Here is a 24,369-nt window from a genome sequence, read left to right on the forward strand (position 1 = left end):
AGGGATTAAAACATTGGTGGATAAAAAAATTGCATATGAAAAACTTGAAAGGCTAAAAGAAATTATAAAAAGCTATGAAAGCGTTCTTGTTGCATTTTCGGGGGGAGTTGACTCTACATTTTTGTTAAAGGTTTCGTTTGATGTTCTGGGGAAAAAAGCCATTGGAGTATTTTCAAGTTCAGTTTTGAGCCCGCAAAGGGAAAAAGAAGATGCAGCAAAGCTTGCAAAAGACATTGGAGCAAGGCTGATTGTTATAGAGAGAGACGTTTTTTCAAATAAGGATTTTATGAAAAATGATAGGCTTAGATGCTATTATTGCAAGAAAGATTTGATAAAGAGATTAAAAGTATTAAAAGAGGAGTTAAATCTAAACGAAATAGTTGAAGGTTCAAATATAGATGACCTTCAGGATTTTAGACCCGGCAGAAAAGCTCTTGAAGAGGAAGGTATCAAAAGCCCCCTCTTTGAAGCAGAACTTACAAAAGAGGAGATAAGGTATCTGTCGAAAGAGCTTGGGCTTTCCACATATAAAAAACATTCTTCTGCATGTTTGGTTACAAGAATTCCATATGGTGATGAAATTACATTGGAAAAACTTCAAATGATAGAAAAGGCAGAAGATTTTTTGGTTCAAAAAGGATTTTCGCAGGTAAGAGTAAGACATCACGGAGCTATTGCGCGAATTGAGGTTGCAAAAGAGGAGCTTTCAAGGTTTTTCGACCTTAAACTGATTGATGAAGTTTCAAACGCTTTGAAAGCCTTGGGATTTAAGTATGTAACGCTTGACCTTTCCGGCTACAGGACAGGAAGCATGAACTGATTTAACACGAAAGGAAGAAGGTATGATATGGATGTAAGAAGAATACTTGAGGATGTCAGAGACGGCAAAATTTCGGTTGACGAGGCACTGAAGGCTTTTGCCAAGATGCCGTTTGAAGACATTGACTTTGCAAAGATTGACCATCACCGCAAGCTCAGACAGGGTATGTCTGAGGTAATCTTTTGCGAAGGAAAGACAAAAGAGCAGATTTTGAAGATTTTTGAGAGGATGATTGAAAGAGGAGAAGTAAACATTATTGGCACAAGGGCAAGCAGAGAGCAGTACCAGTATCTACAAGAACATCTAAAAGATGATGTGATATATTATGAAACAGGTAGAATTATCTGTGCAAAGAGGGTTGAAATTATCAAAAATCCAAAAGGACACGTTGCAGTTGTGTCTGCTGGAACTGCCGATTTGAAGGTGGCGGAAGAAGCAGCTATAGTTTTAGAGATTTTAGGGAACAATGTAAAGAGGATGTACGATGTTGGTGTTGCGGGAATCCACAGGCTGTTTGCACACCTTGATGATATTCAATCAGCAAATGCAGTTGTTGCAGTTGCCGGTATGGAAGGTGCACTTGCGTCAGTTGTTGCTGGGCTTGTTTCAAAACCTGTTATTGCTGTTCCAACATCTGTTGGTTATGGGGCAAATTTTAAAGGTCTTTCAGCTCTTCTTACTATGTTAAACTCCTGTGCAAATGGTGTTAGTGTGGTCAACATTGATAATGGATTTGGTGCAGCTATTGTTGCCCATATGATAAATTCGCTTGCAAATCAGAACTTGTAAAGAAGGAAAAAAAGAGGAGGAAATTTTTTATGATTCTCTATTTTGATGCAATCTCAGGCCTTGCGGGTGATATGCTTGTTGCATCGCTGATTGACTGTGGAGTTGATTTTGAGTATATAAAATCAAATATTTCCCTTTTAAAGCTTGACGTGGAGCTTTCGATTGAGGAGAAATTTGTAAATGGTATTAAAGCAAAAAGATTTATAGTAAATACTATCTCACATGAACATGACCATCACAGCGATAGCACCCATCATCACAGAACTTTTAAAGATATAAAAAAGATTCTTTTAGAGAGTTCTTTGCCAGAGGCTGTAAAAGAGATGTCGATAAAAATATTTGAAAAGATAGCTTTGGCAGAGGCTAAGGTGCACGGCAAAAACCCAGAAGAAATTTCTTTCCACGAGGTTGGAGCAGATGATTCAATAGTGGATATTGTTGCATTTTCTCTTTGTATAGACAATTTAAAGCCTGAAAAAATAGTATTTTCGCCTCTTTGTGACGGCAGAGGTTTTACAAAATCGATGCACGGGATTATTCCCGTGCCAGCACCAGCTGTTTTGGAGATAGCAAGGCAAAATGGTATTCCACTTTCCACAAAGGATATTGAATCTGAACTTATAACCCCAACAGGCATTGGTATTGCAGCAGCAGTTGCAAGCTCATTTTCCCAAATGCCGAGTATGACCATCGAAAAGATTGGGTATGGTGCAGGGACAAAAGAACTTCCTATTCCCAATGTTGTAAGGGCTATAGTTGGAAAAAAAACTGAATTTTGATGGTGATTATTTTGAGATATTTGCAAACGTTGATGATATGACAGGCGAACACCTTTCGCTTGCGCTTGAGAAAATAATGCAAAGCGGTGCGTTGGATGTCTATTTTACTCCAATTTTCATGAAAAAAGGTAGGCCAGCTTACAAGATTGGGGTTATAACAAAAGCCAAAAACTTTGAGAATGTAGCCTCTGCAATCTTTCGCTGGACATCTACAATTGGTATAAGATTTGTAAAGATGCAAAGAATAGAGATGGAAAGACAGGAGAAAAGAATTCAGGATAATCCCGAGCTGAGGTTAAAGATAAGTTCTTATGAGGATATTAAAAAAATCAAACTTGAATTTGAAGATATTAAAAAATTGACTGAATAATAAAAAAGATGAGAAAAGGGGCAGTCCAAAAAATACTTTGGATAGCCCCTTTCTTGCAATATACAATATCTTTATACATTAAACCTGAATATAACCACATCACCATCTTGCATGACGTAATCTTTCCCTTCTGACCTGACAAACCCTTTTTCTTTTGCCTGAGCAAACCCGCCACACTCTACCAGCACTTCAAACGGCACAACTTCAGCTCTTATAAATCCTTTTTCAAAATCGCTGTGGATTTTGCCAGCCGCCTGAGGGGCTTTTGTTCCTTTTTTAATTGTCCATGCTCTTACTTCTTTTTCTCCTGCTGTCAAAAACGAAATCAGCCCCAAAAGCCTGTATCCTGCCTGGATTAAATTGTCAAGTCCCGATTTTTCAATGCCAAGTTCTTTTAAGAATTCTTTCTTTTCTTCATCTGGCAGATCAGCAATTTCCTCTTCGATTTTAGCGCAGATGACAATTACTTCTGACCCTTCTTCTGCTGCGATTTCCTTTACTACTTTTACATATTCATTTTCTTTTCCAATATCCTTTTCAGAGATATTAGCTGCATAAATTGTAGGTTTGAATGTAAGAAGATTGAGCGAATTTACAAATTTTAAATCGTCTTCATCATCGAATTTGAGCGTTCTTGCCATTTTGCCACTTTCCAATGTAGAATAAATCTTTTCCATGATTTCAAGTTCATGTGCTGCTTCTTTGTTATTTTTTGCAAGTTTTCTTGTCTTGTCAAGCCTTCTTTCCAGCATTTCCATGTCAGCAAAGATCAGTTCTAAATTGATTGTTTCAATGTCTCTTCTTGGGTTTACACTTCCTTCCACATGGACTATATCAGTATCGTCAAAACAGCGAACAACATGAACAATTGCGTCAACCTCTCTTATATGAGACAAAAACTTATTGCCAAGGCCTTCACCTTTGCTTGCACCTTTTACAAGCCCTGCAATGTCAACAAATTCAATAAAAGCAGGTGTCACCTTTTCAGGATTGTATATTCTGGCAAGTACATCGAGTCTTTCATCAGGCACTGCGACAACTCCCACGTTGGGTTCAATTGTACAAAAAGGGTAGTTGGCAGCTTCTGCACCCGCTTTTGTTATAGCATTAAAGAGAGTACTCTTGCCTACATTTGGAAGTCCAACAATACCAAGTCGCATTTTTCTTTTTTGCCCCCTATGAAAATCTTTTGTTTTTTACAAATAAACAGTATAGAATACTTTGTGTCAAAAATCAATTTAGAATTATTCAAAATAAAATGCCACCTTGCTTTACTTTTTTAGTTATTTTACAAGGTGGCATCAAAATTTTCAAAAGCATTTCAATCTTTTCTAAGTTTTTTCCCGATTATCATTCCAATCATCATACCCTTAAAAAGCCCTGTAAGATAAGAGCCGAGCATACACAGCATATTCTTTTTTGCCTTGAGCATGCTGTATCTACTTCTTTGGCGATTATACAGCTTTCTTGTTCTGACCATTTTTAATCTCCCCCTCTTTCTATTAATGTGTGCAACTGAAGAGGGGGATTATACATCATATTCTCTGTATTTTCGAGAAAGCAAAAGCACCCTTTGAACGTAGTTTATAGTCTCATCAAACGGTGGAATTCCACCAAACTTTAAAACGTTTGCTGGACCTGCATTGTAAGCTGCCAGCGCAAGTTCAATGTTTCCATCAAACTCTTCAATCTTTTCCTTCAAATATCTTATCCCACCGTCTAAGTTTTCAATAGGGTCATATGGGTTTACACCAAGAGATTTTGCAGTTTGAGGCATAAGCTGCATAAGACCAATTGCGCCAGCCTTTGAGACTGCATCTTGACGAAAACCTGATTCTGCTTCAATTACGCTCAAGACAAGGCTTGGCAAAACTCCATATTGTTTTGCCTTTTGTGTTGCGATTGATATTATATCGTCTTTTCTAAGATTAAATTTGTCGGTCGAAGGCTCAAAAGAATAGCTTGAGCTTTGCAGGTTGTAGCTGCCAAGTCTTTTGTTCAAAATAATATCTGCAGCTTTTGTCTGTGTGCTCAAAATTGGTGTATCAGTTTCTACATTGGTTGTTTGAACGGCATTTTCAAAGCTCTGCACAAATATATCTTTAAAATTTTGGGGCAGGTTAGTTTTGCTTGATATTCTTTGCGCTATCTGGGAAAATTTCTGCGCAATAAAATCCTGAACATTATAAATTGCCATAACAAAATCCCCTCAAGCTACTTTATTTTTAAAAGCCTTTAGCATTCAAGATTCATATACTGAAGTTTCACGTGCTCAAGCTGTTTCACATCGTTTTCAAATGCTTTTATCTCATCCTCTGTTGCCTGCATGTGCAAGATGATAAGTCCCTGGTTTGAACAGCTCTCACCTGCCTCATGAATTCCAAGTCTTGTTTTGATTAGACAACCATGTTTCGTTAAAATTTCCTGAAGTTTTGGTGCATCATGCAACCTGTTGTCAACTAAAATTGCAGCTATAAAAGTTTTGCACATTTTCAAAACCCTCCTCTTTATTTTTATAATCGGTATTTTGAAAGCTCTTCTTTAAACACATTTGAAAGATTTTCCAGATCAGTAACCTTGTTCAAAAGCTCTTTTATGCTTTCTGCATACATGGAAATTGAAGCCGCCATCTCCTGTGCAGATGCAGAGTTTTCTTGAGATATTGCCGAAAGAGATGTAATTGTTTCGAATACACTTGAAATCCTCTCGGCTTCCTGCGAAAGAGATTCAATTTGCAAAATTAAAGTCTCAACCACATTTGATATTCTTTCAATGTTTTGATTGTTATTATTCACCACGTCATTTAAAGTAGATTCACTCTTTGTGAGTTTTTCAAACTGCTGGGTCAAAATTGTCGACAGATTTTCAATCTCCTCCACAAATGTTTTGAGGTTTTTGTTAATTGTCTTTGCAAACGACATGGTGCTATCTGCAAGCTTTCTTATCTCATCTGCGACAACTGCAAATCCAACACCGACATTTCCAGCTCTTGCAGCTTCAATTGAAGCATTGAGAGCAAGCATATTTATCTGGTTTGAAATCTCTGCAACTGTTGATGTTATCTTCATAACCTCGTTTGCCTCTTCAGAAAGTTTACTACCTTTTTGAACTATTTCAGAAAACTCGGTGCTGATTCTGTTTATATCCTTTGCAGCTTCACTTATGTCTTTTCCAGAATTATTAAGGATTTGATTAACATCGGTCAAAATATCTTTTGTTTGAGTTTGTTGAGAAACAATTTGTTTAAGATTTTCAATATTTTCATTCAAAGTTGTTACAGCCTTTTCAATTTCTTCTGCCTGATGAACAGCACCTTGAGCAACATCATTTACAATTCCAGCAACAGAATCAGAAAGATTTTTCATCTTGTCAGCAATCTCTTTTATGTTTTTAGAGAAGTTATATATCTCGTCACTTCCGCCTTTGAGTAAAAGCAAATCTTTTTTTACAGAAGATTTTGTAGTTGCTAACATTTTTGCGAAGTTTTCTAATTTGTCATTTGTCTTTATTATCAGTGAGCCGCTAAAGTCTAAATTCTTAAGTGAATTCAATTCGTCATAAATAGGCTTTAATGGTCTTAAGATGAAAAAAGCCGCAATGAATGTGGTTATGAAAGTTAGACCTGCCATAAGAAGATGGTTGACATATTCAGTTTTGTTTGGGTTAAGTATGAAGCTTAAAACTATGACAGCGATGCTTGAGAATATAGAAATCTTAAACTCTAAGGATTTTATAAAACCTAAACCTGCTATTATATTAAAATAAGCTTTTTTAACCTTTCGGTTTGTCTTTTCAAATTTAATTCTAATCTTTAGATGATAAAATCCTTCACCATCTTTGAACCTTTCAAGCTCTTCAAAGTCAAGTTTTTCATTGAAAAATTCAGCACTTCCTTCAAGAAGACCAAGGAAATAATCATAAAATCCTCTTTTGGACACATATGTTATGTAGGCCTCGTTTGGCGATATCTCTTCAAAGATTATTCTGGGTGGTTTTGCACCTTTTATCATTCGAGTAAGCTGGCTGTGGACATCATCCATATATTCTAAAAAACCTTTTAGTGATAACCTTTGAAAATATGAAGGGAACCATTTACTAAAGGTTCTTATGTTGTTTTTTCCAATCTCTCTCCACATCTGCGATGGAAGAATATTTGCCTTTTCGCACGCCTTCTCAATCATCCTGTGAACAAGCTCATCGTCAATATCATCTGTTGGTGAAATTATTACCGACTCATCGAGCCCCATACCTTGCTTTGCATACTTTTTAACATCATCTCCCCATATATTTCCAATTGTTTCAAGCCAGGTTAAAACAACAGTTCCTTTCAAGCCTATATTTCCCCCTTCTAATAAAGTGCGATATATTAAAATAATACCACAAAAAATGAAAAAGAGCACAACTTTTATGTGCTCTTTTCAATTCTTCTTTGTGCTTCGCTTTCTATAAGTCTGTCCAAAAATATTGATTTTTCAAATACTTCTTTTCGTGCGATAATGCCTTTGTCAACCAAAACTTCAATTAGCGAGGTTATCATCAAGGTGTTTTTATAGTCAACCTCTTTGAGCTGTGAAATCTGAGACAAAATATCAATTGATCCTTTCATTTGACCTCAATACCTCTCTTTCCATCAAAAATTTTAATTGCTATCATTTTGATTATTGGCTAAAATGTAATTGACTATACATCTGATGAAAACGGAGGGATTAATATAATGAACTATTTGTGGCTAATATTCGGACTTTTATCAGCTCTGTTTGCATCTCTTGTTGCAATATTTGGGAAGATTGGTCTAAAAGGCATTGATACAAACGTTGCAACATCTATAAGAGCCGTGATTATGGCTGCTTTTTTAATCATTGTAGTTGCATTTCAGGGGAAACTGAGCAAGGTTGGGGAAATATTAGCTGATAAAAAAGCTATTTTGTTTATTGTTTTAAGTGGCGTTGCAGGAGCTCTATCATGGCTTTTCTATTTTTTGGCTCTCAAGAATGGGAAGGTTCAGCAGGTTGCGCCAATCGACAGGCTTTCGGTTGTGTTTGCAATAGTACTTGCTGCCATTTTTCTTGGCGAGAAAGTTTCATTTTACACAGCAATTGGAGTGCTGCTAATTGCCGCAGGTTCTATATTTGTTGCACTGGGCTAAAAGAATATTATTTTTCAGATTTTAGAAAACAAACTTTGAAACTTTTAAGAGGGGAAAGACAGCATTATGAAAACCTGCTTTATAGTCAACACTTCTTTGGAAAAAGGACTTCCTATTTATCTCAAAAGCGTGGGTTTTAATCGGTATCAAGAACATATTGTTCGAAAGAATGGGCATCCGGATTATCATTATCTTCACACCGCGCAAGGAAGAGGAGTTTTAATTGTGGATGGGAAGGAATACATTGTTGATGAGTCTGTGGCATTTTTCTTGTGGCCAGGTGTTCCTCATGAATATTATGCGATATCTTCTGAGTGGTCAACATTGTGGCTTACTTTCAACGGTCCTGCTTGTGAGATGATATTAAAAACCATGGGAATAAAACCTTTTGAAATATTTAAACTCTCAAGCAAGCAGTATTTGGAAGGCATTTTAGAAGCTATTTCAAACAAAGCATCATTTTACAATTATATAGTGTCGATTGAGTGTTCGCAGCTCATTTATAGCTTCATCCTTCACATGGCATTAAATCTGCAAAATAAAATTGAGAGAAATTTTGAGAGCAACTATTTGAAGTTACTTCCAATCTTGAAATATATTGAAGAGAATTATTCTAAAAACATTACCTTAGATGAACTTTCTAAGCAGATTGGTCTTTCACCGCAGCATCTTTGCTCAGTTTTTAAGAAGACTTTTCAAACAACACCCTACGAATACTTGATAAGAATTAGGATTCAAAAAGCAAAAGAACTTTTGATTAAAAACCCGATGATTCAAATAAAAGAAGTATGTTATGAGGTTGGATTCAAAAATCCAAGCTATTTTTGCTATATGTTCAAAAAGCTGGAAGGAATAACACCAATGCAGTTCAAAAGGCTTTTTGGTTAAAAAATTTTTAAATGTCGTAACATTTATGGAAGCTTAGCGTTATATAAGGTAGAATAAAAAACAAGAAGAAGCTATTTTTTAGGAGGGAATTTAGTTAAAGATGAAAAACAGAAAGATTGGAGCTGTAAGTTTGGCAATCTTGCTGCTGCTATCAACTTTTTTGGTATTTTTGGCGCAAAATGTAGATGCATCATCTGCATCTTATCAAGCAAAAACAGAGATTACTGTAAAAGGGCAGGCATCGGTGTATGTAGAACCTGACATAGCCATTTTGACATTTGGAGTTATGAGTGAAAATGTCAGTGCAGATGCTGCATACTCTCAAACTGCAGCAAAGATTAACAAAACCATTGATGCAGTAAAAAAGCTTGGAATTGACCCAAAGGATATAAAGACACTCAGAGTAAATGTTTATCCAAAATATTCTTACAACAAAGATGACGGCACTTCAAAGATAGTGGGCTTTTATGCATCAACTGATTTGACTGTAACTGTAAGAAATCTTTCTATTGTTGGGAAGGTAATTGATACTGCATTCAGAAATGGTGTAAATACATTTAGTAGCCTTACATTTGATATCTCAAATTCATCGCCTTACTACAACCAGGCACTCTCAAAAGCACTTGAAAATGCAAAGCAAAAGGCAGCAACAATTGCAAAAGGACTTGGCATAAGTCTTGGCAAGCCAAAATCTGTTACGGAAAATAGCTATGTGAACAATCCTCCAATAGTTTACTACAAAGCAGAAGCTATGGCTTCTTCAACATCAACTCAAATTCAGCCTGGAACAATTGAGATAAAGGCAGAGGTAACATTGGTATATTAAGATTTTCTAAAATATATGCAAAAAGGCGGCAGGGATAAAACTGCCGCCTTTTCAAATAGTTCTAAGAGCTTTAGAGATTTCTGTTTATAAAGTTTACAAAGTCACTCTTAGGTCTTGCACCTATAATCTTGTCAACAGCCCTGCCATTTTTGAAGAGCATTATTGTCGGAATGCTCATGATCCTGAATGCATATGCTATGTCGCCATAATCGTCAACATTGAGTTTTGCGAATTTTACTTTCCCTGCATATTCCTGAGCAAGCTCTTCTATAACAGGTGCAACCATTCTGCAAGGTCCACACCACGCTGCCCAGAAATCCACAACAACAGGAATATCTGATTGCAAGACCTCTCTTTCAAAGTTTTCACTTGTTAAAGTTACAATGTTATCTGCCATCTTTATCACATCTCCTTTCAATTTTTATATATACCCAGTTTTATTTATTTGATAAACCTTAATAAGGTTTCAATCAGCTCATCAATGCTTTTTTCATTTTCAGTATTTTTGTACTCAGCAATGCATGACTTTGAATACTTTTCAAGTATAATTGCTCCCACCTTGTTGAGTGCAGCTTTTACAGCTGCAATTTGTGTCAAAACATCATTGCAAGACTTGTCATTCTCAATCATTTTCTGGATACCCTTAATCTGTCCTTCAATCTTTCTGAGTCTCAGCAGTAGATTTTCTTTTTCTTTTCTCAATTCATCCACTTTCTAACCCTCCCTATACCATATACCCCTATCACTTAATTATTATACCCTCTTTTTTCATTTTGTCAACATTTTTTAAAAATAATTTTTTGCAAAAGGTTTCTATAATAAACATTAGATTTTAAGAGATAATTAAAGATAGAATTGATTTATCTCAAAAAATTAAAAAATAATAAAGAATTTTGGTCTTAAATCGCCTAAAATAGACTTTTTTAATAATTGACAAGTATTCACAGATGGGTATAATTAAAAATCAAGGAAGGTCAAAGTAAAACAAATCAGGGTATAAAGTCAAAGTCTCATGTCGTCTATGGGTTTCCAGCGGTTTTGAGGGCAAGGTATAAGTAAAAGTGGCAGTGGGAAAAATAATTTTAGCTACAAACTAAATATTTTTTGAAAAGGAGGGATTTAAATGGCTATAAAGCCAGTGTTTGTAAGCACATATCCTCCGAGAGAATGTGGTATTGCCACTTTTACACAGGATTTGGTAAATGCAATTGAAAAATATAATGATGTAAGACGTTGTTATATAATTGCTCTGAGCAAAGACAAGCATATTTATGATAATAGAGTGCTATATGATATTAATCAAGACAAATTTTCAAATTATGTAAAAGCAGCTAATCTTATTAATATGTCGGACATTGATGTTGTGGTAATTGAGCATGAATATGGAATATTTGGCGGAGAGGATGGAGATTATATAATCCCATTTGTGAAGCTTATCAAAAAACCAATCATTACAACATTCCACACAGTTTTGAAAAATCCAACTGTAAAACAATTTGAGATACTGAAAAAGTTGGCAGATGTGAGTTCTAAGGTTATTACAATGGCTAAAACCACCAAGGATATTCTCATGGAAGTGTATGACATAGAAGAAGAAAAGATCGAAATTGTTCACCATGGTGTACCATATATGGAGCTTGATGATGGAGAGACTTTGAAAGAAAAGTATGGATTAAAAGGTAGAAAAGTGATATCCACGTTTGGACTTATTAGTCCTGGCAAGGGTTTAGAGTATGCGATTGAAGCAATGAACAAGGTAAGAAAAGAATTTCCAGAGGCTGTGTATCTGATTTTGGGTCAAACACATCCAAATATCAAAAGAATAAAAGGTGAAGAGTATAGAGAAAAACTTATGAATATGGTAAAAGAATTAAAGTTAGAAAACAATGTCCAGTTTGTTGATAAATATCTAACAAAAGTAGAAATAATGGAATATTTACGCCTGAGCGACATTTACCTGACTCCTTACATAGGGAGGGAGCAGGCTGTATCAGGGACACTCGCATATGCTATCGGTTCTGGCAAAGCTATAGTTTCGACGCCTTATACTTACGCTCAGGAAATGCTCTCGGATGGCAGAGGTGTTCTTGTAGAGTTTGAAGATGCACAGTCCATTGCAGAGGGAATATTGATGCTTCTTAAAGATGAGAGTCTCAGGAAAGAGATTGAAAGAAAGACATTGGAGATTGGCAAAGAGATGTACTGGCACAATGTTGCAAAGAGAATGATAGATATATTCTATGATGTTGTTGAAATAAACAAGAAGGTAGGGGTGATAGCATGAAAAGAGGCACAAAGAGGCTTGCCCTTCCTTCTTTAAACACAAAACATCTTTTTAGAATGACAGACTCAACAGGAATTTTGCAGCACGCTAAATTCTCAGTGCCAAACTATAAAGAAGGATATACAACAGATGACAATGCAAGAGCACTGATTGTTGCCTTGAGGCTTTATGAAAAGACAGGAGACAAATTATACCTTGACCTTGTTTATAGATACATGGCATTTTTATACAATGCTTACACCGAGGATGGCTTTTTCAGAAACTTTATGAATTATTCAAGGGTGTTCATTGACGAAAAAGGCACGGAAGACTGTTTTGCAAGGTCTTTGATTGCTCTTTCGTATGTTTACAGCTCTGAGATACTTGATAGTTCTATTAAAGAGCTTGCGTATGTGATGTTAAAGCGCTCGCTCAGAAATGTTTTACACCTCAGCTACCCGATTAGCATTGCTTATTCAGTAGTTGCACTTTCAATGTTGCACGACATAAAAGAGTTTTCAAGCGAAGCAAAAATGTACTTAGAAGCTCTTTCTGAAAAACTTTTAAACTTTTACCACAAACACTCAGATGAGAACTGGAAATGGTTTTCTGACAAGCTCACATATGCCAATGCAATAATTCCCTATGCTTTGTTTAGAGCTTTTGCTGTTACAGAAAAAGAAAAGTATTTAAAGGTTGCAAAAGAAGCTCTTGATTTCTTGTCTGATATTTTATTTGAAAATGGAATTCTAAGAATTATAGGGAACAGAGGATGGTATGAAAAAGGAAAAGAACGTCCTTATTTTGATGAGCAACCAATTGATGCATGTGACTGTGTGATTGCCTATACTGAGGCTTATAAAATCACTGAAGAAAAAGAATACAAAGAAAAAGCTCTCAAAGCTTTCAAGTGGTTTTTAGGTGAAAATATTCACAAAAAGCCTCTGTATGATGAAAAAACAGGTGGATGTAGAGATGGTATAGAAGAGGATGGCATTAACCAGAACCAGGGTGCAGAATCTACAATTTGTTACCTCTTAGCAAGGCTTTTCATTGAAGATCTTGTTAAAAGTGAAGAAAAGAATAAAGAGGTTGTGTAAGTTTTTCACAACCTCTTTTTTTCTTCTAATTTTTTAAAAATTGGCATATTTTGATTTTCTATGGTTGTTTTGAAATTACTTTGAGTATCTTCCTTACTAAGATTTAAAAAATTTTGTAGCATTTCAGTTATTCTTTCAATATCACTTGGCTTTTTCAATTCTTTTATTCCTGCTGAGTAAAGTGTTTGATATTATTATTGACAAAAATTATAATTGTTATTAGAAAGAAAAAGATAGATTTTGGGGAGAAAAGTTTTAGTGATTTCAAAGCGAATTGAAGAAATCATAAATCTTTTGGATAGGTGCAACACTCTTGCTGATATAGGATGTGACCACGGGTATGTTGCGGTAGAAGCTATCAAAAGAAAAATTGCAAATAAAGTCTTTGCAGTTGACATCAATTTTCAGCCTCTTTTGAAAGCAATAGAGCTTTCTAAAAAAGAAAATGTAGATAATAAAATAGAGTTTTTGCTTGGCAACGGATTTGATCCAATTGAAGAGGATGTTGATGAAGCTGTTATAGCAGGGATGGGAGCAGAAAACATCTGTAGTATCTTATCCAGGGCAAAGGACAGAATATCTAATACCACTTTGATATTACAGCCAATGAAAGACATTGAGCTTTTAAGAAAATGGCTTTTTGAAAATGGGTTTGATATATTAAATGAAAAGGTTATAAAGGACCAAAACAGGTTTTATGTCATTATAAAATCCAGCTACTCGCAAGAAAAAATATCTTTTTCAGACAAAGATATTTACATTGGAAAGCATATTCTTAACAGAACAGAAGAGAGTTATGAATTTCTTTTGAAAATGAAAGAAAAGATGCAGAAAATCATGGGGATGAAAAAGGAAAGTTTTTTAGATACCTCATATGAAGAAAAGGTTTTAATTATGATTGAGGAGGAATTGAAAAAGTGGTAAGTGCTCAGGAAATAATTTCGTTTATAGAAACCTATTTTCCCAAAAAACTCTCATATGAATGGGACAACTGCGGTCTTCAGGTTGGAAGTTATTCAGACAAAGTAGATTCGGTTTTGATATGTGTCGATGTGACAGAGGAGGTTTTAAAAGAAGCTATCTTGCTTGGAGCAAAGCTTATAATTTCTCATCATCCCCTTATTTTTCAGGGAATCAAAAGCATAAAAGATGACACACCAGAAGGAAGGATTATCATAGATGCTATCAAAAACGGCATAAATATATATTCTGCTCACACCAGTGCAGATGTCTCGAAACATGGTATAAACTACTGGCTTGCCAATCTCATAGGTCTTGAAAACATTGAGGGTTTGAACATCAAACAAAAAAATGGGTATTTTAAAGTTGTTGTGTATGTACCAGTAGACTATGTACAAAATGTGTTAGAGGCAATGGCAAATGAAGGTGCGGGCTTTGTTGGAAAATACAGCCATTGCTTTTTTGCAGTCGAAGGTGAAGGTAGTTTCAAGCCTCAAGAAGGTGCAAAACCTTTTTTAGGACAGGTAGGTAAGCTTGAAAAGGTTAAAGAGGTAAGACTTGAGAGCATAGTACCTGAAGATAAGCTCAAAAATGTAATAAAATCGATGTTAAAAGCTCATCCTTATGAAGAAGTTGCATATGACATATACCGGCTTGAAAATGAAATATCATATGAAAGTTTAGGAGTTGTTGGAGAGAGAGAGGTTTTGGCAAAAGATCTTATCTTAGAGCTAAAACAAAAACTAAACCTTGATTTCGTAAAAGCAAGCATTCAAAAAGATGCTTTTAAGAAGATAGCCATTGTCAGTGGTTCTGGTAAAGACCTTATAAAAGATGCATATTTCAAGGGTGCAGACTGTCTTATCACAGGCGAAGTTGGTCACCACGGGATTTTGTTGGCAAAGTCGCTATCGATGAGCATAATAGAGCTTGGACATTATGAGAGCGAAAAGGTGTTTGTGGATATTGTTTACAGCCTTTTTGAAAAGTTTAAGAAAAAAGATGATCTGAAAATATATAAATCTAAAATCAATACCAGCTTTACAAACATTTACTGAATCTTAATTTTAAAAATTGTAAACAAAGAGGGTGAAAAAGGCATATGAGCGAGTTTATAAAAAAAAGGATAAGAGAACTTGTTGATCTTATCAATTATCATGATTATAAATACTATGTTGAAGATAATCCAGAGATCAGCGACTATGAATATGATATGTTATATCGTGAGCTTGTTGAGCTTGAAAAGCAATATCCTGAATATGTATTTCCAGATTCTCCTACTCAAAGGGTTGGTGGGAAGGTAAAAGAAGGTTTTAAAGAGGTTGTGCATCGTGTGCCTCTTCTTTCACTTTCAAACGTGTTCAATGAGGGGGAACTTTACGATTTTGACAGAAGACTAAAGGAACTTCTTGGTACATCTAATTTTGACTATGTTGTTGAATACAAGATTGACGGGCTATCTGTTGCGCTTGAATATGAGAATGGTCTTTTTATCAGGGGTGCAACCCGTGGAGATGGCAATGTAGGTGAGGATGTCACAGAAAACTTAAAGACTATAAGGTCTATTCCGCTAAGGCTAAAAGAAGACATCTCCATTGTTGTTCGTGGAGAAGTTTTCATGCCGAAAGATGAGTTTATAAAGCTCAACCAGGAAAGGGAAGAGAATGAAGAACCTCTTTTTGCAAATCCACGAAATGCAGCGGCAGGGTCGCTTCGTCAGCTTGACCCAAGAATAACAGCTCAAAGAAAGCTTGATATATTTGTGTTCAATGTTCAGTGGTGTGAAAAAGAGCTTGAAACACATGCAGAAGCGCTTGAGTTTTTAAAGCATCTTGGTTTTAAAGTTTCACCTGACTATGTTGTTTGCAGGGATATTAAAGAAGCATTTGAAGCTATAAAGAAAATTGAAGAAAAAAGGGACTTGCTTCCTTTTGAAATAGATGGTGCAGTTGTAAAGCTAAACCAGCTAAGACTGAGAGATGTTGCGGGGGAGACTGCAAAGTCGCCCAGATGGGCTGTTGCTTACAAATTTCCGCCTGAGAAAAAAGAGACAAAGCTTTTGGATATTGAGGTCAATGTTGGGCGCACAGGTATTCTAACACCCACAGCAATTTTGGAGCCTGTAAGAATTTCAGGTTCTGTTGTTTCAAGGGCAACTCTTCATAACATGGATTATATAAGGCAAAAGGACATTAGAATTGGCGATACAGTAATAGTACAAAAAGCTGCAGAGATTATCCCTGAGGTTGTGGAGGTTGTGTTTTCAAAACGAACGGGGCAAGAAAGAATTTTTGAGATGCCAAAGAAATGTCCTGTTTGCGGAGCAGATGTTATAAAATTTGAAGATGAGGTTGCATACAGGTGCACAGGTGTTGAATGCCCTGCTAAAAGTTACAGGTTAATCTTACACTTTGTTTCGCGCGATGCAATGGACATCGCCGGCATGGGCGAAATGGTTGTAAAAACCTTGTTTGAAAAAGGACTTATAAAGACTCCTGCTGATATTTATTATTTGAAGTTTGAAGACTTGGTAAATTTAGAGCGTTTTGGAGTAAAGTCTACAAATAATTTGTTGAAAGCTATACAGGCATCTAAAAACAGACCATTAGACAGGCTAATATATGCGCTGGGGATAAGGCACATTGGGCAAAAAGCTGCAAAAACTCTTGCTGAGCATATATCGTCTATAGATGACCTTTTTACTATAACAGAAGAGCAGCTTTTAAGTCTTCCTGACTTTGGTGAAAAGATGGCAAAAAGCGTTGTGACATTTTTCAGGCAGGATCAGACAAAACACCTAATAGAAAGGCTAAAAGCTGCTGGTGTAAATACGGTTTCTGAAAAGAAAGCAAAATCGGATATTTTAAAAGGCTACACATTTGTTTTGACAGGGGCTTTGTCAAAGTATAGTAGAAATGAAGCAAAAGAAATATTAGAAAGTCTTGGTGCAAAAGTGACAGAAAGTGTATCTAAAAAGACAACAGCTGTGATTGTAGGTCAGGACCCTGGTAGCAAATTTACAAAAGCTCAGCAGCTTGGTGTTAAAATTTTGAACGAAGAAGATTTTGAAAAGTTAGTAAAAGCTTCGTCGCGCGAAGAAGCAGAAAAGATTTTAATGGAGTGAGTTTGTTTGCAAAACAATAGAAGAAAAACAATTAACAGGTTGAGACATATAATAAATGTCTTTGTAAAACACGGGTTTGGCTATGTCTTTAGTAGCACTCCGCTTGTAAAATTTAAAAGGTTTTCTGAAAACAAAGTAAATAGAGGACAGAGGCTTAAAAATGCTTTAGAAGAGCTTGGAACAACATTTATCAAAATGGGTCAGCTTCTTGCTAACAGACCTGACCTTGTGCCAGAAGACATTATAGCAGAACTTAAAAATCTTCAGGAAAACGTAAAATCATTTTCCTTTGATGAGGCAAAAACTATTTTGGTCCGAAATGGTATCTTTGGTAAGTTTGAATATATAGAAAGAGAACCAATTGCAACAGCTTCAATTGGTCAGGTCCATATAGGTTATATAGATGGCAAAAAGGTTGCTGTGAAAATAAGAAGACCTAATGTTGATAATGAGGTTAAAACTGATATAGAGATATTAAAAAGAATAAGTGCAATTTTGGACAAGTACTCACCAGTAAAAAATATTATCAGTTTTTCGGATATAGTAAACGAAGTTGCAAATGTGCTTTTAAAAGAGATAGATTTCAGGTTTGAACAAAACAACATAAAAAAGCTAAAGAAAGCTCTTTCAACCAAGGTGGTTATTATTCCTGATGTGTATGATGATCTTTGCTCCGAAGAGGTTCTTGTTACAAGTTTTGTTGAGGCAAATACTCTGGGAAGCATAGATGCAGAAAAAATTCCACTTGATAAGAGGCTGAAGCTTGGCAAAAAGCTTGTAAATCTGTATCTTTCACAGATATTTGAGCTGGGAGTGTTTCATGCTGACCCTCATCCAGGTAATATTTTAATTACAGATAATCATGATATTGCCTTTGTAGACTTTGGAATGGTAGGTTACCTTAGTAAACAAGATAGAGAAGGTCTTTCTAACTTGCTTTTGGGAATAGTTCTGAATGATAAGAAAAGGGCAATAAAGGCTTTCAAAGAGCTTGGAATAATTCAAAAAGGCATTGATGCCAACAAATTTTACAATGATATTGAAAGTATAGTGAATCATTATATAAACCAGCCCATCAGTTCTATTAAAGTAGCAGATGTGTTCAATGATGTCTTTAAGCTTACGTTTAAGTACAAGCTAAAAATTCCCCACCAGTTTGTTTTTTTTGGCAGGACGCTCAGCCTTCTTGAAAACGACATTGCTCTTTTGAAAGTTGATTTAAATATTTTAGAGGCGATTTTGCCGTATGTAAACAGGCTTGTGTTAAAAAATAGGCTGTCTAAACTTAGCATTTCAAATTTGTTTGGGATTCTGTTATCTTACCTTAGTTTGTTTGAATTTTTGCCTAAAAAGACAGAGACAGTATTAGAAAAGCTTGAAGAGGACGAACTTACAGTTAACATTGAGATTAAAAACATAGACAAGATTCTGCACCAGATGGAAAGACTTGCAAACAAGGTTTCGCTTTCGGTTATTTTTCTTTCAGTTAGTATAATAATTGCAGGCATGACAGTTGGAGGTTTGCTTTCTCCAGCCTTGTATAAAACAATTTTATCAGCATGGTATTTATGGGCTTTAAGATTGGGTATATTAATATTGATTGTTCTTATTATCATCATGCTTGTTTTGATTATCAGAAGAGAAAAATAATATTTGTGGAGGTGTTAGAATGAAGGATTTATTAGAGAAGATTATCAACATTGGACTTGGAGTTTTTGCTATTTCAAAAGAGAAAGTAGAAAAATTTGTGAATGAGCTTGCTGAAAAAGGTGAGATTAGCAAAAATGAAGTACAAGAAATGGTAAATAAGATTATGGAGAAGGGCGAAGAGCAGAGAAAGGAACTCAACGACTATATTGCAAAACAAGTTGAGAACATTTTAAACAAGATGAACCTTGCAACAAAGTCAGAAGTTATTTCAGAGGAGAGAATAAGAGAGATAATAAGAGAAGAGCTGTCAAAACAAAAGAATGAATAGAAAAACTTTTCTTTTTAATTTTTTTTGACATTTTGAAAAAAAAGTAATATAATTAAATTAAAACATACTATTTCGATTGGAATTAGGGGGTATACAGGTGATTTATAACAGTATCGTGGAGCTAATTGGGAAAACGCCTCTTGTGAGGCTAAATAAGCTTTCAAAAGATCTTGATGCAGAAATAGTAGCAAAAATAGAATATTTTAATCCCGGTGGAAGTGTAAAGGATAGAATTGGTCTTGCTATGATTGAAGATGCTGAAAAAAGAGGCCTCATAAACAAAGAAACTGTAATTGTTGAACCAACAAGCGGTAATACAGGAATTGCTCTTGCAATGGTTTGCGCTGTTAAAGGTTATAAGCTTATTTTGACAATGCCAGAGACAATGAGTATCGAAAGAAGAAAACTGCTTCGGGCATATGGGGCTCAAATTGTTTTGACACCTGGTGAAAAGGGTATGAAAGGTGCAATTGAAAAAGCTTTTGAAATTTATAATTCAACCCCTAATGCATTTATGCCACAACAGTTTGAAAACCTTTCAAACCCTGAAATTCACAGAAAAACAACTGCACTTGAGATTTGGAATGATACAAATGGTAAAATTGATATATTTGTTGCTGGAGTTGGCACAGGTGGAACAATCACAGGAGTTGGTGAAGTTTTGAAGGAGAAAAAACCGTCTGTTAAGGTTGTGGCAGTTGAACCTTATGACTCTGCAGTTTTGTCAGGAGAAAAGCCTCGTCCTCACAAAATACAGGGGATCGGTGCAGGGTTTGTGCCGAAGGTATTAAATACAAAAATATATGACCAAATAGTCAAGGTAAAAGTCGAAGATGCATATGAGATGTCAAGATATTTAGCAAGAGAAGAAGGCATCTTGGTGGGGATATCATCTGGTGCAGCACTCTATGGTGCTTTAGAGGTTGCAAAAAAGCAAGAAAATAAAAAGAAGATGATTGTTGTTCTTCTTCCAGACACAGGAGAAAGGTATTTGTCTACTGATTTGTTTGATGTCGGGATATAAAATTTTGGCTCTATGCCTCTTGATGCGACATAGAGCCTTTTTCATTTTCTTCTTTCCATTTTTTGTATGCAATCTTTGCTATACCGCCTGCAATATGTGTCTTTTCGCTACTTTCACCACTTTCTAACTTGATTTTTGCGTATTCAGGTTTGCTTTGCAAAATTGCCTTTGCTGTTTGACTGCTTATTCCTAAAAACTCAGCAATTTCATCTGCTGATTTATTCTCTTCGTTATGAAGATAAATCACAAATATTGCTTCCATCAACGATGCAAGCCATGTAAGTCTTTTATACTCAACAAGTTTTTTAGGACCACCTAAGATGTCTATAGCAATCATAAATATTTCTTTTATCACCTTGTCCATGTCTTGTTTTAAAAGCTCAATTCTTTTCATGGCTTGCACCTCCTTTGTTTTACCAGTTTTTTATCTCATTCCTTTTCACCAGAGTTTTGGTTGGTGAGAGTAGAAAGAGGATACAGCACTTTGATAAGCCCAGTCTGGTCTATTTCAAACACATATGTCTTTGAGTCATGACCGCACATTCTGCAGCCATCAACCCTCAAAAGACGTATAACCTCACCAATTGGTTTTTTGAAAGTAGAACTGTCAAACTTGTTCATGATAATCTGTTTTGAAAATACAATTGTACCATCTACAATGTGGCTCACAGCATATCCACCTGCAGCTTCAGCTGATAGGTGTTCTTGTCCACTTCTCTTTTGTGAAATCATAAGAGTGGTGAGTTTTTTAGACTTTAAGAAATTATAAATTGTCCTTACAATCTCACGAGCGTAAATTTCCTTTGACTCAAAAAATCCTGTAATAGAGTCAATAACAACATTTTTTATATTAAACTTTGATGCGGCATTATCAATAGTCTTTATAAAGTTATTTATATTTCCGCGGATGTTAAAATCTCTTGTTACGTCAAGTATATAGATATTTTCTTCCACTTTAGATTTGTCAATGTTCATTGCATTTGCGCGAAATAACAATGATGAATACAAAAACTCAGCAGGTGTCTCAACAGTTACATACAGAACATTATTTCCCTCATTTGCCTGCACTACAGCAAACTGTTCAGCAAAAAGGCTTTTGCCTGTATCTGCAACACCACTTACGTTTATCACCGAGTACGCAGGAATTCCGCCAAGTGGTTTTATTACAGGTTTTCCATGGTCTTTCGAAAACTCAAGCTTGTAAAATAGCTTGTCTATCCCTTCAACTCCTGTCTTTACACCAAAAAGTTCAGGTGCAGCTTTAGATAGGTCTTTGAGCTTCACAGCATCTTGTAGGTGATCCATCTCTTGGGTTTTTGGAGCTGCTGACTCATGAGTTTTCTGAGCTGTGGTCTCTTTTGCTGCCATTTGATGCCACCTCCTTTCTTTCTTTAAAGGAGGATTATACAACCTTCCAATATTAAATATTATTACAAATTAATACTTTGTCAAGGTCAGAAAAAGTCAAATTTCTTAAAATTTTTTTGATTTTTTCGGACATTTGCTCTTTATTTGGGCTTTTTCTTCTGAAAATTATTATTTGCTCTTTTTCTTAATTTTTGAAAAGCAAAACTATTGATGTTGATTTGAAGGATTTTTTGTTATAAAATGTTATTGTTATAAATATTCGAGTTTGGTTTATAAACAATGAGAGGTGGAGTTTTGTGCCGTGGATTAAAAACGTCATAGCAAATCTGATATTTTTGATATTGTATTTTTCTGTTATGACAGGACTCAAAATATATATTGTGTCAAGGTATGAAAAAAGTGTGGAAAAAGAGAAGGAAGCAACTAAGTTAAACACATTTTTAATAAGATCAATATTTTTGGTTAATTCAATATTTGGTGCAACTGGTAGTATATTTATTATAGCATTAAATTCTGATAAATTTACTTTTTCCAGGCATTTTTATTTATTCATAATCTATTTTATTGAAATCTTTATAATTTCAATATTTTTTGCAACCTCTATTCAAGCTAAAATTCTAAATCAAAAGTTAAAAAATGCATTTTTTCTGCGGCAAATTGTGTCTGGATTTTTAGGTTTGGTTTTGATGTTTGGTATAATCTTTTTGCCTATTGTTCAAATTTCGAGGACAGGGGATATCAAATATTTATATTTTTTGTCTGTTGCCATTTTTGTCGGTAATTACTTATTTTATTTAGTAATTTTTAATCTGCAGTATCCGAAAAGAAAACTCAAAGAAAATGAAGGGAAGATAATAAAAGATACTTTAAAAAAATTTGAAATTGAATCAATCGAGGTAGAAGTTCTTGATACACTTGGTCAAAAGTTTGCAAATCTTTTTGCAGCAGGTTTGTTCAAACAAAAGCTTTTGGTAACCTCATATGCTTTAGAGAACCTAAAGGAAGAAGAGATTAAAGCAGCTGTAGTTCACGAAATTGGTCATATTAAAGCAAAACATGGACGAAAAATTCTATTTGGTTGGTTTGTTGCAATACTTTATTACTTAAGTTTTGTGTTTGGGCTTGAAAGCATTGCTAATTATTTTGTTTCAAATTGTGAGTTTTATAATTTCATACAAATAGTAGTTTTTTTAGTTGGAACCATTCAATTTTTGCTTTTACCCAGCTTTATTAGCCGAACTGCCGAAATAGAAGCTGATTTGTTTGTTTTGAAAAGTGGTATAAAAAGAGAAGAGTATGAAAGTGCTCTAAAAACTTTGTATGCTATCAATTACATAAAAGGTGATGTTTCGAACGCTTTAGAAAAGATTCAGTCACATCCTTCGCTCAAAAGTAGAATTAAGATATTAGCTGAAGCCGAAAACAAATTAGAGAGAGGAGATAATCATAAATTAAAGAAAATTTGTAATTATTTGATAACAGCCTGTGCACTATTTGCCACTGTTTATCTTGTCTTTGGTGTGATTTTATCCCAAAAAGATGTTAAAAGTTGGTCGCAAAATATTGAAAAGATAAAAATAGAAAAGAGTATCCCTACCTTAATCGAGATTGCTGAAAGCAAAAAAGAAATTGAGTTGCCAGCTAAAGTAGATATTACTGATGAAAAAGATATTGAAAATATCGTGAAAAGCATAAATAAAACAAGGAAAAAGTTTAGCTTAGCCAACACAGTTCTTAGTAATGATTACCATATTGAAATATTTGAAAAAAGTGGCAAATCATATTTGTATTCTTACTCCTCAGACTCAGGAACACTTATTAAGTATGTCCCAGCGATCGATTTTAATAAAGATAAGCCGTGGTGGGGAGTGAATAAAGAGATAGGAAAAATAATATCAAAATACTCTTATAGCTTCAGTAACTTAAGGGGTGAACAAGAGTCTGTGTCAAACAGTGTTTATAAATGGTTTGTGTGTGTTGATAGAGATTGGCCAAAATATGAAAACTCAGCGGCAATACTTATTGAGAAGGTAAAAGATAAGAGCATAGGAACTTGTGCATTAAAATATGAGATTAAACTGCCACCTTGGGTAAACAGAAAAGATATTGATGATGCTATCAAAGAAGCATTCAATGTTTATCTGAGAAAAGCAAAACTTCCTTCTACAATCCCACTTCCTGAAAAGATTTTTGTGGACTATAAAGTTGTGTTTGAAGAGTCTGAGAAAAATAAAGTCATGGCTGGGGTTGTGTATTCTTTTGCGGGTTTTTCTTTTGTAAATAATAAATTTGCTGCAGAGGCTTTAGGGGGCGTTGAAATTGTAAAGGGTGAAATTCTTCTGAATAGTGATGGTAGTGTAAAGGGTATTTTTCTTACAATACCTACAGGACAGGGTAAGTATTTTTCAAAGTCAATCGAAAGGATATTTGGAAGTGAAAAGGCAAAGAAGCTTCTTTTGAATTACCAGTTTTCAGAAAAAATCTATGAGTACGCTAAAGAATATTTGAAAAGTATTGGCAATGAAAATATTAAAATAGCAAGATATGTTCAAACAAAACCTTCTAACAACTGGTACTCTCAACAAGTATATAGCCTTCTTCCAAAAGTTTCAGAGATAACAGGATGGAACTTTATAGAATCAGGAAGCATCAGGAGGCTTTATAAGATTTCTGATTTTCAAACTCCTATAGAATGTACACACAAAACTGTATTTGAAAAATTTAATGACAATGAGGCTTTGATTTCTTTTTATAACATATGGGATGTTAAAATTAACGGGAAACCAATTCAAAGCTACTGGAAATTTAGGCTTAACATAGATGGGACGTATAAACTTGTTGACAAAAATGACCAGACAGGTCTTTTGCTTGAGATTGTCAAGAGGGTTGAAAAAAAGAGTGAGTCCTAATAATCAAAAAATCATTTTTTATTAT

General features: G+C 35.0%; 27 protein-coding genes. 16 read left to right on the plus strand and 11 right to left on the minus strand.

Annotated features, from left to right (window positions below):
• Positions 1-13 precede the first annotated feature (13 nt).
• The 4 genes from larE to larC2 are packed head-to-tail and all read left to right on the plus strand — an operon-like array spanning position 14 to position 2,758.
• The gene (gene larE / locus CALKRO_RS05485; protein WP_041741593.1) at positions 14-820 is read left to right on the plus strand and encodes an ATP-dependent sacrificial sulfur transferase LarE; all 807 of its coding nucleotides are present in this window, start codon (positions 14-16) and stop codon (positions 818-820) included.
• Positions 821-847: 27 nt separating this feature from the next.
• A complete protein-coding gene (gene larB / locus CALKRO_RS05490; protein WP_013430073.1) occupies positions 848-1,609 on the plus strand; it encodes a nickel pincer cofactor biosynthesis protein LarB in 762 nt (253 codons plus the stop codon).
• A 29-nt stretch (positions 1,610-1,638) separates the two neighbouring features.
• Positions 1,639-2,388 (plus strand): nickel pincer cofactor biosynthesis protein LarC, encoded by a 750-nt coding sequence (larC, locus tag CALKRO_RS14005; protein WP_041741595.1) that lies wholly within the window; start codon positions 1,639-1,641, stop codon positions 2,386-2,388.
• On the plus strand, positions 2,366-2,758 hold the full coding sequence (gene larC2 / locus CALKRO_RS14010) for a nickel pincer cofactor biosynthesis protein LarC2 (protein WP_041741597.1): 393 nt from the start codon (positions 2,366-2,368) through the stop codon (positions 2,756-2,758). Before larC ends, larC2 begins: the two co-directional genes overlap by 23 nt.
• 71 nt (positions 2,759-2,829) lie before the next feature.
• Here larC2 and ychF read toward each other — a convergent pair whose 3' ends face one another.
• The 6 genes from ychF to CALKRO_RS05525 all read right to left on the minus strand — a co-directional run bounded on the left by ychF (position 2,830) and on the right by CALKRO_RS05525 (position 7,364).
• Positions 2,830-3,918 (minus strand): redox-regulated ATPase YchF, encoded by a 1,089-nt coding sequence (ychF, locus tag CALKRO_RS05505; protein ID WP_013430074.1) that lies wholly within the window; start codon positions 3,916-3,918, stop codon positions 2,830-2,832.
• 161 nt (positions 3,919-4,079) lie between these two features.
• Entirely contained in the window at positions 4,080-4,238 is a 159-nt protein-coding gene (locus tag CALKRO_RS13680; protein ID WP_013403021.1) for a hypothetical protein, read from the minus strand.
• 48 nt (positions 4,239-4,286) lie between these two features.
• The gene (locus tag CALKRO_RS05510) at positions 4,287-4,955 is read right to left on the minus strand and encodes a lytic transglycosylase domain-containing protein (RefSeq protein ID WP_013430075.1); all 669 of its coding nucleotides are present in this window, start codon (positions 4,953-4,955) and stop codon (positions 4,287-4,289) included.
• Between the two features lie 38 nt (positions 4,956-4,993).
• Positions 4,994-5,248 carry a hypothetical protein gene (locus CALKRO_RS05515; protein ID WP_013430076.1) on the minus strand — a complete coding sequence of 85 codons (255 nt, stop codon included), beginning with the start codon at positions 5,246-5,248 and terminating at the stop codon, positions 4,994-4,996.
• A gap of 23 nt (positions 5,249-5,271) precedes the next feature.
• Complete coding sequence (locus tag CALKRO_RS05520) at positions 5,272-7,158, minus strand: heme NO-binding domain-containing protein (RefSeq protein WP_013430077.1); 1,887 nt, start codon at positions 7,156-7,158, stop codon at positions 5,272-5,274.
• Positions 7,159-7,163: 5 nt separating this feature from the next.
• Positions 7,164-7,364: a hypothetical protein gene (locus tag CALKRO_RS05525; RefSeq protein ID WP_013403025.1), complete on the minus strand. Its 201-nt coding sequence runs from the start codon at positions 7,362-7,364 to the stop codon at positions 7,164-7,166.
• A 108-nt stretch (positions 7,365-7,472) separates the two neighbouring features.
• Here CALKRO_RS05525 and CALKRO_RS05530 point away from each other — a divergent pair, with 108 nt between their 5' ends.
• The 3 genes from CALKRO_RS05530 to CALKRO_RS05540 all read left to right on the plus strand — a co-directional run bounded on the left by CALKRO_RS05530 (position 7,473) and on the right by CALKRO_RS05540 (position 9,618).
• A complete protein-coding gene (locus CALKRO_RS05530) occupies positions 7,473-7,904 on the plus strand; it encodes an EamA family transporter (protein WP_013430078.1) in 432 nt (143 codons plus the stop codon).
• A 66-nt stretch (positions 7,905-7,970) separates the two neighbouring features.
• Complete coding sequence (locus tag CALKRO_RS05535) at positions 7,971-8,792, plus strand: helix-turn-helix transcriptional regulator (protein WP_013430079.1); 822 nt, start codon at positions 7,971-7,973, stop codon at positions 8,790-8,792.
• A 100-nt stretch (positions 8,793-8,892) separates the two neighbouring features.
• Complete coding sequence (locus CALKRO_RS05540) at positions 8,893-9,618, plus strand: SIMPL domain-containing protein (RefSeq protein WP_013430080.1); 726 nt, start codon at positions 8,893-8,895, stop codon at positions 9,616-9,618.
• Positions 9,619-9,688: 70 nt separating this feature from the next.
• On the opposite strand, the gene trxA is transcribed toward CALKRO_RS05540, so the two are convergent.
• Both trxA and CALKRO_RS05550 read right to left on the minus strand, forming a co-directional pair.
• Positions 9,689-10,015 (minus strand): thioredoxin, encoded by a 327-nt coding sequence (trxA, locus tag CALKRO_RS05545; RefSeq protein WP_013430081.1) that lies wholly within the window; start codon positions 10,013-10,015, stop codon positions 9,689-9,691.
• A 44-nt stretch (positions 10,016-10,059) separates the two neighbouring features.
• Positions 10,060-10,329: a metal-sensitive transcriptional regulator gene (locus CALKRO_RS05550; protein ID WP_013430082.1), complete on the minus strand. Its 270-nt coding sequence runs from the start codon at positions 10,327-10,329 to the stop codon at positions 10,060-10,062.
• Between the two features lie 412 nt (positions 10,330-10,741).
• On the opposite strand from CALKRO_RS05550, the gene CALKRO_RS05555 reads away from it, so the two are divergent.
• Together CALKRO_RS05555 and CALKRO_RS05560 are read left to right on the plus strand one after the other, a co-directional pair.
• On the plus strand, positions 10,742-11,902 hold the full coding sequence (locus CALKRO_RS05555) for a glycosyltransferase family 4 protein (RefSeq protein ID WP_013430083.1): 1,161 nt from the start codon (positions 10,742-10,744) through the stop codon (positions 11,900-11,902).
• Positions 11,899-12,981, plus strand: a complete 1,083-nt coding sequence (locus tag CALKRO_RS05560) for a D-glucuronyl C5-epimerase family protein (protein ID WP_013430084.1) — start codon at positions 11,899-11,901, stop codon at positions 12,979-12,981. Before CALKRO_RS05555 ends, CALKRO_RS05560 begins: the two co-directional genes overlap by 4 nt.
• Positions 12,982-12,986: 5 nt before the next feature.
• Here CALKRO_RS05560 and CALKRO_RS13685 read toward each other — a convergent pair whose 3' ends face one another.
• Positions 12,987-13,139: a hypothetical protein gene (locus CALKRO_RS13685; RefSeq protein WP_013430085.1), complete on the minus strand. Its 153-nt coding sequence runs from the start codon at positions 13,137-13,139 to the stop codon at positions 12,987-12,989.
• A gap of 100 nt (positions 13,140-13,239) precedes the next feature.
• On the opposite strand from CALKRO_RS13685, the gene CALKRO_RS05565 reads away from it, so the two are divergent.
• The 6 genes from CALKRO_RS05565 (at position 13,240) to cysK (ending at position 20,067) form a co-directional block, all read left to right on the plus strand.
• Positions 13,240-13,905: a tRNA (adenine(22)-N(1))-methyltransferase gene (locus CALKRO_RS05565; RefSeq protein WP_013430086.1), complete on the plus strand. Its 666-nt coding sequence runs from the start codon at positions 13,240-13,242 to the stop codon at positions 13,903-13,905.
• The gene (locus CALKRO_RS05570) at positions 13,899-14,999 is read left to right on the plus strand and encodes a Nif3-like dinuclear metal center hexameric protein (protein ID WP_013430087.1); all 1,101 of its coding nucleotides are present in this window, start codon (positions 13,899-13,901) and stop codon (positions 14,997-14,999) included. The genes CALKRO_RS05565 and CALKRO_RS05570 overlap by 7 nt, the downstream gene beginning before the upstream one ends.
• 44 nt (positions 15,000-15,043) lie before the next feature.
• Positions 15,044-17,065, plus strand: coding sequence for an NAD-dependent DNA ligase LigA (gene ligA, locus CALKRO_RS05575; protein ID WP_013430088.1), 2,022 nt, complete (start codon positions 15,044-15,046; stop codon positions 17,063-17,065).
• 6 nt (positions 17,066-17,071) lie between these two features.
• A complete protein-coding gene (locus CALKRO_RS05580) occupies positions 17,072-18,715 on the plus strand; it encodes an ABC1 kinase family protein (RefSeq protein WP_013430089.1) in 1,644 nt (547 codons plus the stop codon).
• Between the two features lie 19 nt (positions 18,716-18,734).
• Positions 18,735-19,043 carry a phasin family protein gene (locus CALKRO_RS05585; RefSeq protein WP_013430090.1) on the plus strand — a complete coding sequence of 103 codons (309 nt, stop codon included), beginning with the start codon at positions 18,735-18,737 and terminating at the stop codon, positions 19,041-19,043.
• A 97-nt stretch (positions 19,044-19,140) separates the two neighbouring features.
• On the plus strand, positions 19,141-20,067 hold the full coding sequence (cysK, locus tag CALKRO_RS05590; protein WP_013430091.1) for a cysteine synthase A: 927 nt from the start codon (positions 19,141-19,143) through the stop codon (positions 20,065-20,067).
• A 10-nt stretch (positions 20,068-20,077) separates the two neighbouring features.
• Here the strand turns inward: cysK and CALKRO_RS05595 are convergent, their stop codons facing one another.
• Both CALKRO_RS05595 and CALKRO_RS05600 read right to left on the minus strand, forming a co-directional pair.
• Positions 20,078-20,461, minus strand: coding sequence for a hypothetical protein (locus tag CALKRO_RS05595; protein ID WP_013430092.1), 384 nt, complete (start codon positions 20,459-20,461; stop codon positions 20,078-20,080).
• Positions 20,462-20,496: 35 nt separating this feature from the next.
• Complete coding sequence (locus CALKRO_RS05600; protein WP_013430093.1) at positions 20,497-21,435, minus strand: KaiC domain-containing protein; 939 nt, start codon at positions 21,433-21,435, stop codon at positions 20,497-20,499.
• Positions 21,436-21,731: 296 nt separating this feature from the next.
• Here CALKRO_RS05600 and CALKRO_RS05605 point away from each other — a divergent pair, with 296 nt between their 5' ends.
• The gene (locus CALKRO_RS05605) at positions 21,732-24,344 is read left to right on the plus strand and encodes a M48 family metalloprotease (protein ID WP_013430094.1); all 2,613 of its coding nucleotides are present in this window, start codon (positions 21,732-21,734) and stop codon (positions 24,342-24,344) included.
• Positions 24,345-24,369: the final 25 nt, after the last annotated feature.

The sequence above is a fragment of the Caldicellulosiruptor kronotskyensis 2002 genome (genome assembly GCF_000166775.1).
Lineage (GTDB): Bacteria > Bacillota > Thermoanaerobacteria > Caldicellulosiruptorales > Caldicellulosiruptoraceae > Caldicellulosiruptor > Caldicellulosiruptor kronotskyensis.

Coding starts and splice junctions, on each gene's coding strand:
- CALKRO_RS05530 (WP_013430078.1), top strand. CDS start 7,473: ATGAACTATTTGTGGCTAATATTCGGACTTTTATCAGCTCTGTTTGCA.
- CALKRO_RS05555 (WP_013430083.1), top strand. CDS start 10,742: ATGGCTATAAAGCCAGTGTTTGTAAGCACATATCCTCCGAGAGAATGT.
- CALKRO_RS05525 (WP_013403025.1), bottom strand. CDS start 7,364: ATGAAAGGATCAATTGATATTTTGTCTCAGATTTCACAGCTCAAAGAG.
- CALKRO_RS13680 (WP_013403021.1), bottom strand. CDS start 4,238: ATGGTCAGAACAAGAAAGCTGTATAATCGCCAAAGAAGTAGATACAGC.
- CALKRO_RS05595 (WP_013430092.1), bottom strand. CDS start 20,461: ATGAAAAGAATTGAGCTTTTAAAACAAGACATGGACAAGGTGATAAAA.
- CALKRO_RS05585 (WP_013430090.1), top strand. CDS start 18,735: ATGAAGGATTTATTAGAGAAGATTATCAACATTGGACTTGGAGTTTTT.
- ychF (WP_013430074.1), bottom strand. CDS start 3,918: ATGCGACTTGGTATTGTTGGACTTCCAAATGTAGGCAAGAGTACTCTC.
- CALKRO_RS05560 (WP_013430084.1), top strand. CDS start 11,899: ATGAAAAGAGGCACAAAGAGGCTTGCCCTTCCTTCTTTAAACACAAAA.
- CALKRO_RS05510 (WP_013430075.1), bottom strand. CDS start 4,955: ATGGCAATTTATAATGTTCAGGATTTTATTGCGCAGAAATTTTCCCAG.
- larC (WP_041741595.1), top strand. CDS start 1,639: ATGATTCTCTATTTTGATGCAATCTCAGGCCTTGCGGGTGATATGCTT.
- CALKRO_RS05600 (WP_013430093.1), bottom strand. CDS start 21,435: ATGGCAGCAAAAGAGACCACAGCTCAGAAAACTCATGAGTCAGCAGCT.
- CALKRO_RS05535 (WP_013430079.1), top strand. CDS start 7,971: ATGAAAACCTGCTTTATAGTCAACACTTCTTTGGAAAAAGGACTTCCT.
- CALKRO_RS05515 (WP_013430076.1), bottom strand. CDS start 5,248: ATGTGCAAAACTTTTATAGCTGCAATTTTAGTTGACAACAGGTTGCAT.
- trxA (WP_013430081.1), bottom strand. CDS start 10,015: ATGGCAGATAACATTGTAACTTTAACAAGTGAAAACTTTGAAAGAGAG.
- CALKRO_RS05540 (WP_013430080.1), top strand. CDS start 8,893: ATGAAAAACAGAAAGATTGGAGCTGTAAGTTTGGCAATCTTGCTGCTG.
- larB (WP_013430073.1), top strand. CDS start 848: ATGGATGTAAGAAGAATACTTGAGGATGTCAGAGACGGCAAAATTTCG.
- ligA (WP_013430088.1), top strand. CDS start 15,044: ATGAGCGAGTTTATAAAAAAAAGGATAAGAGAACTTGTTGATCTTATC.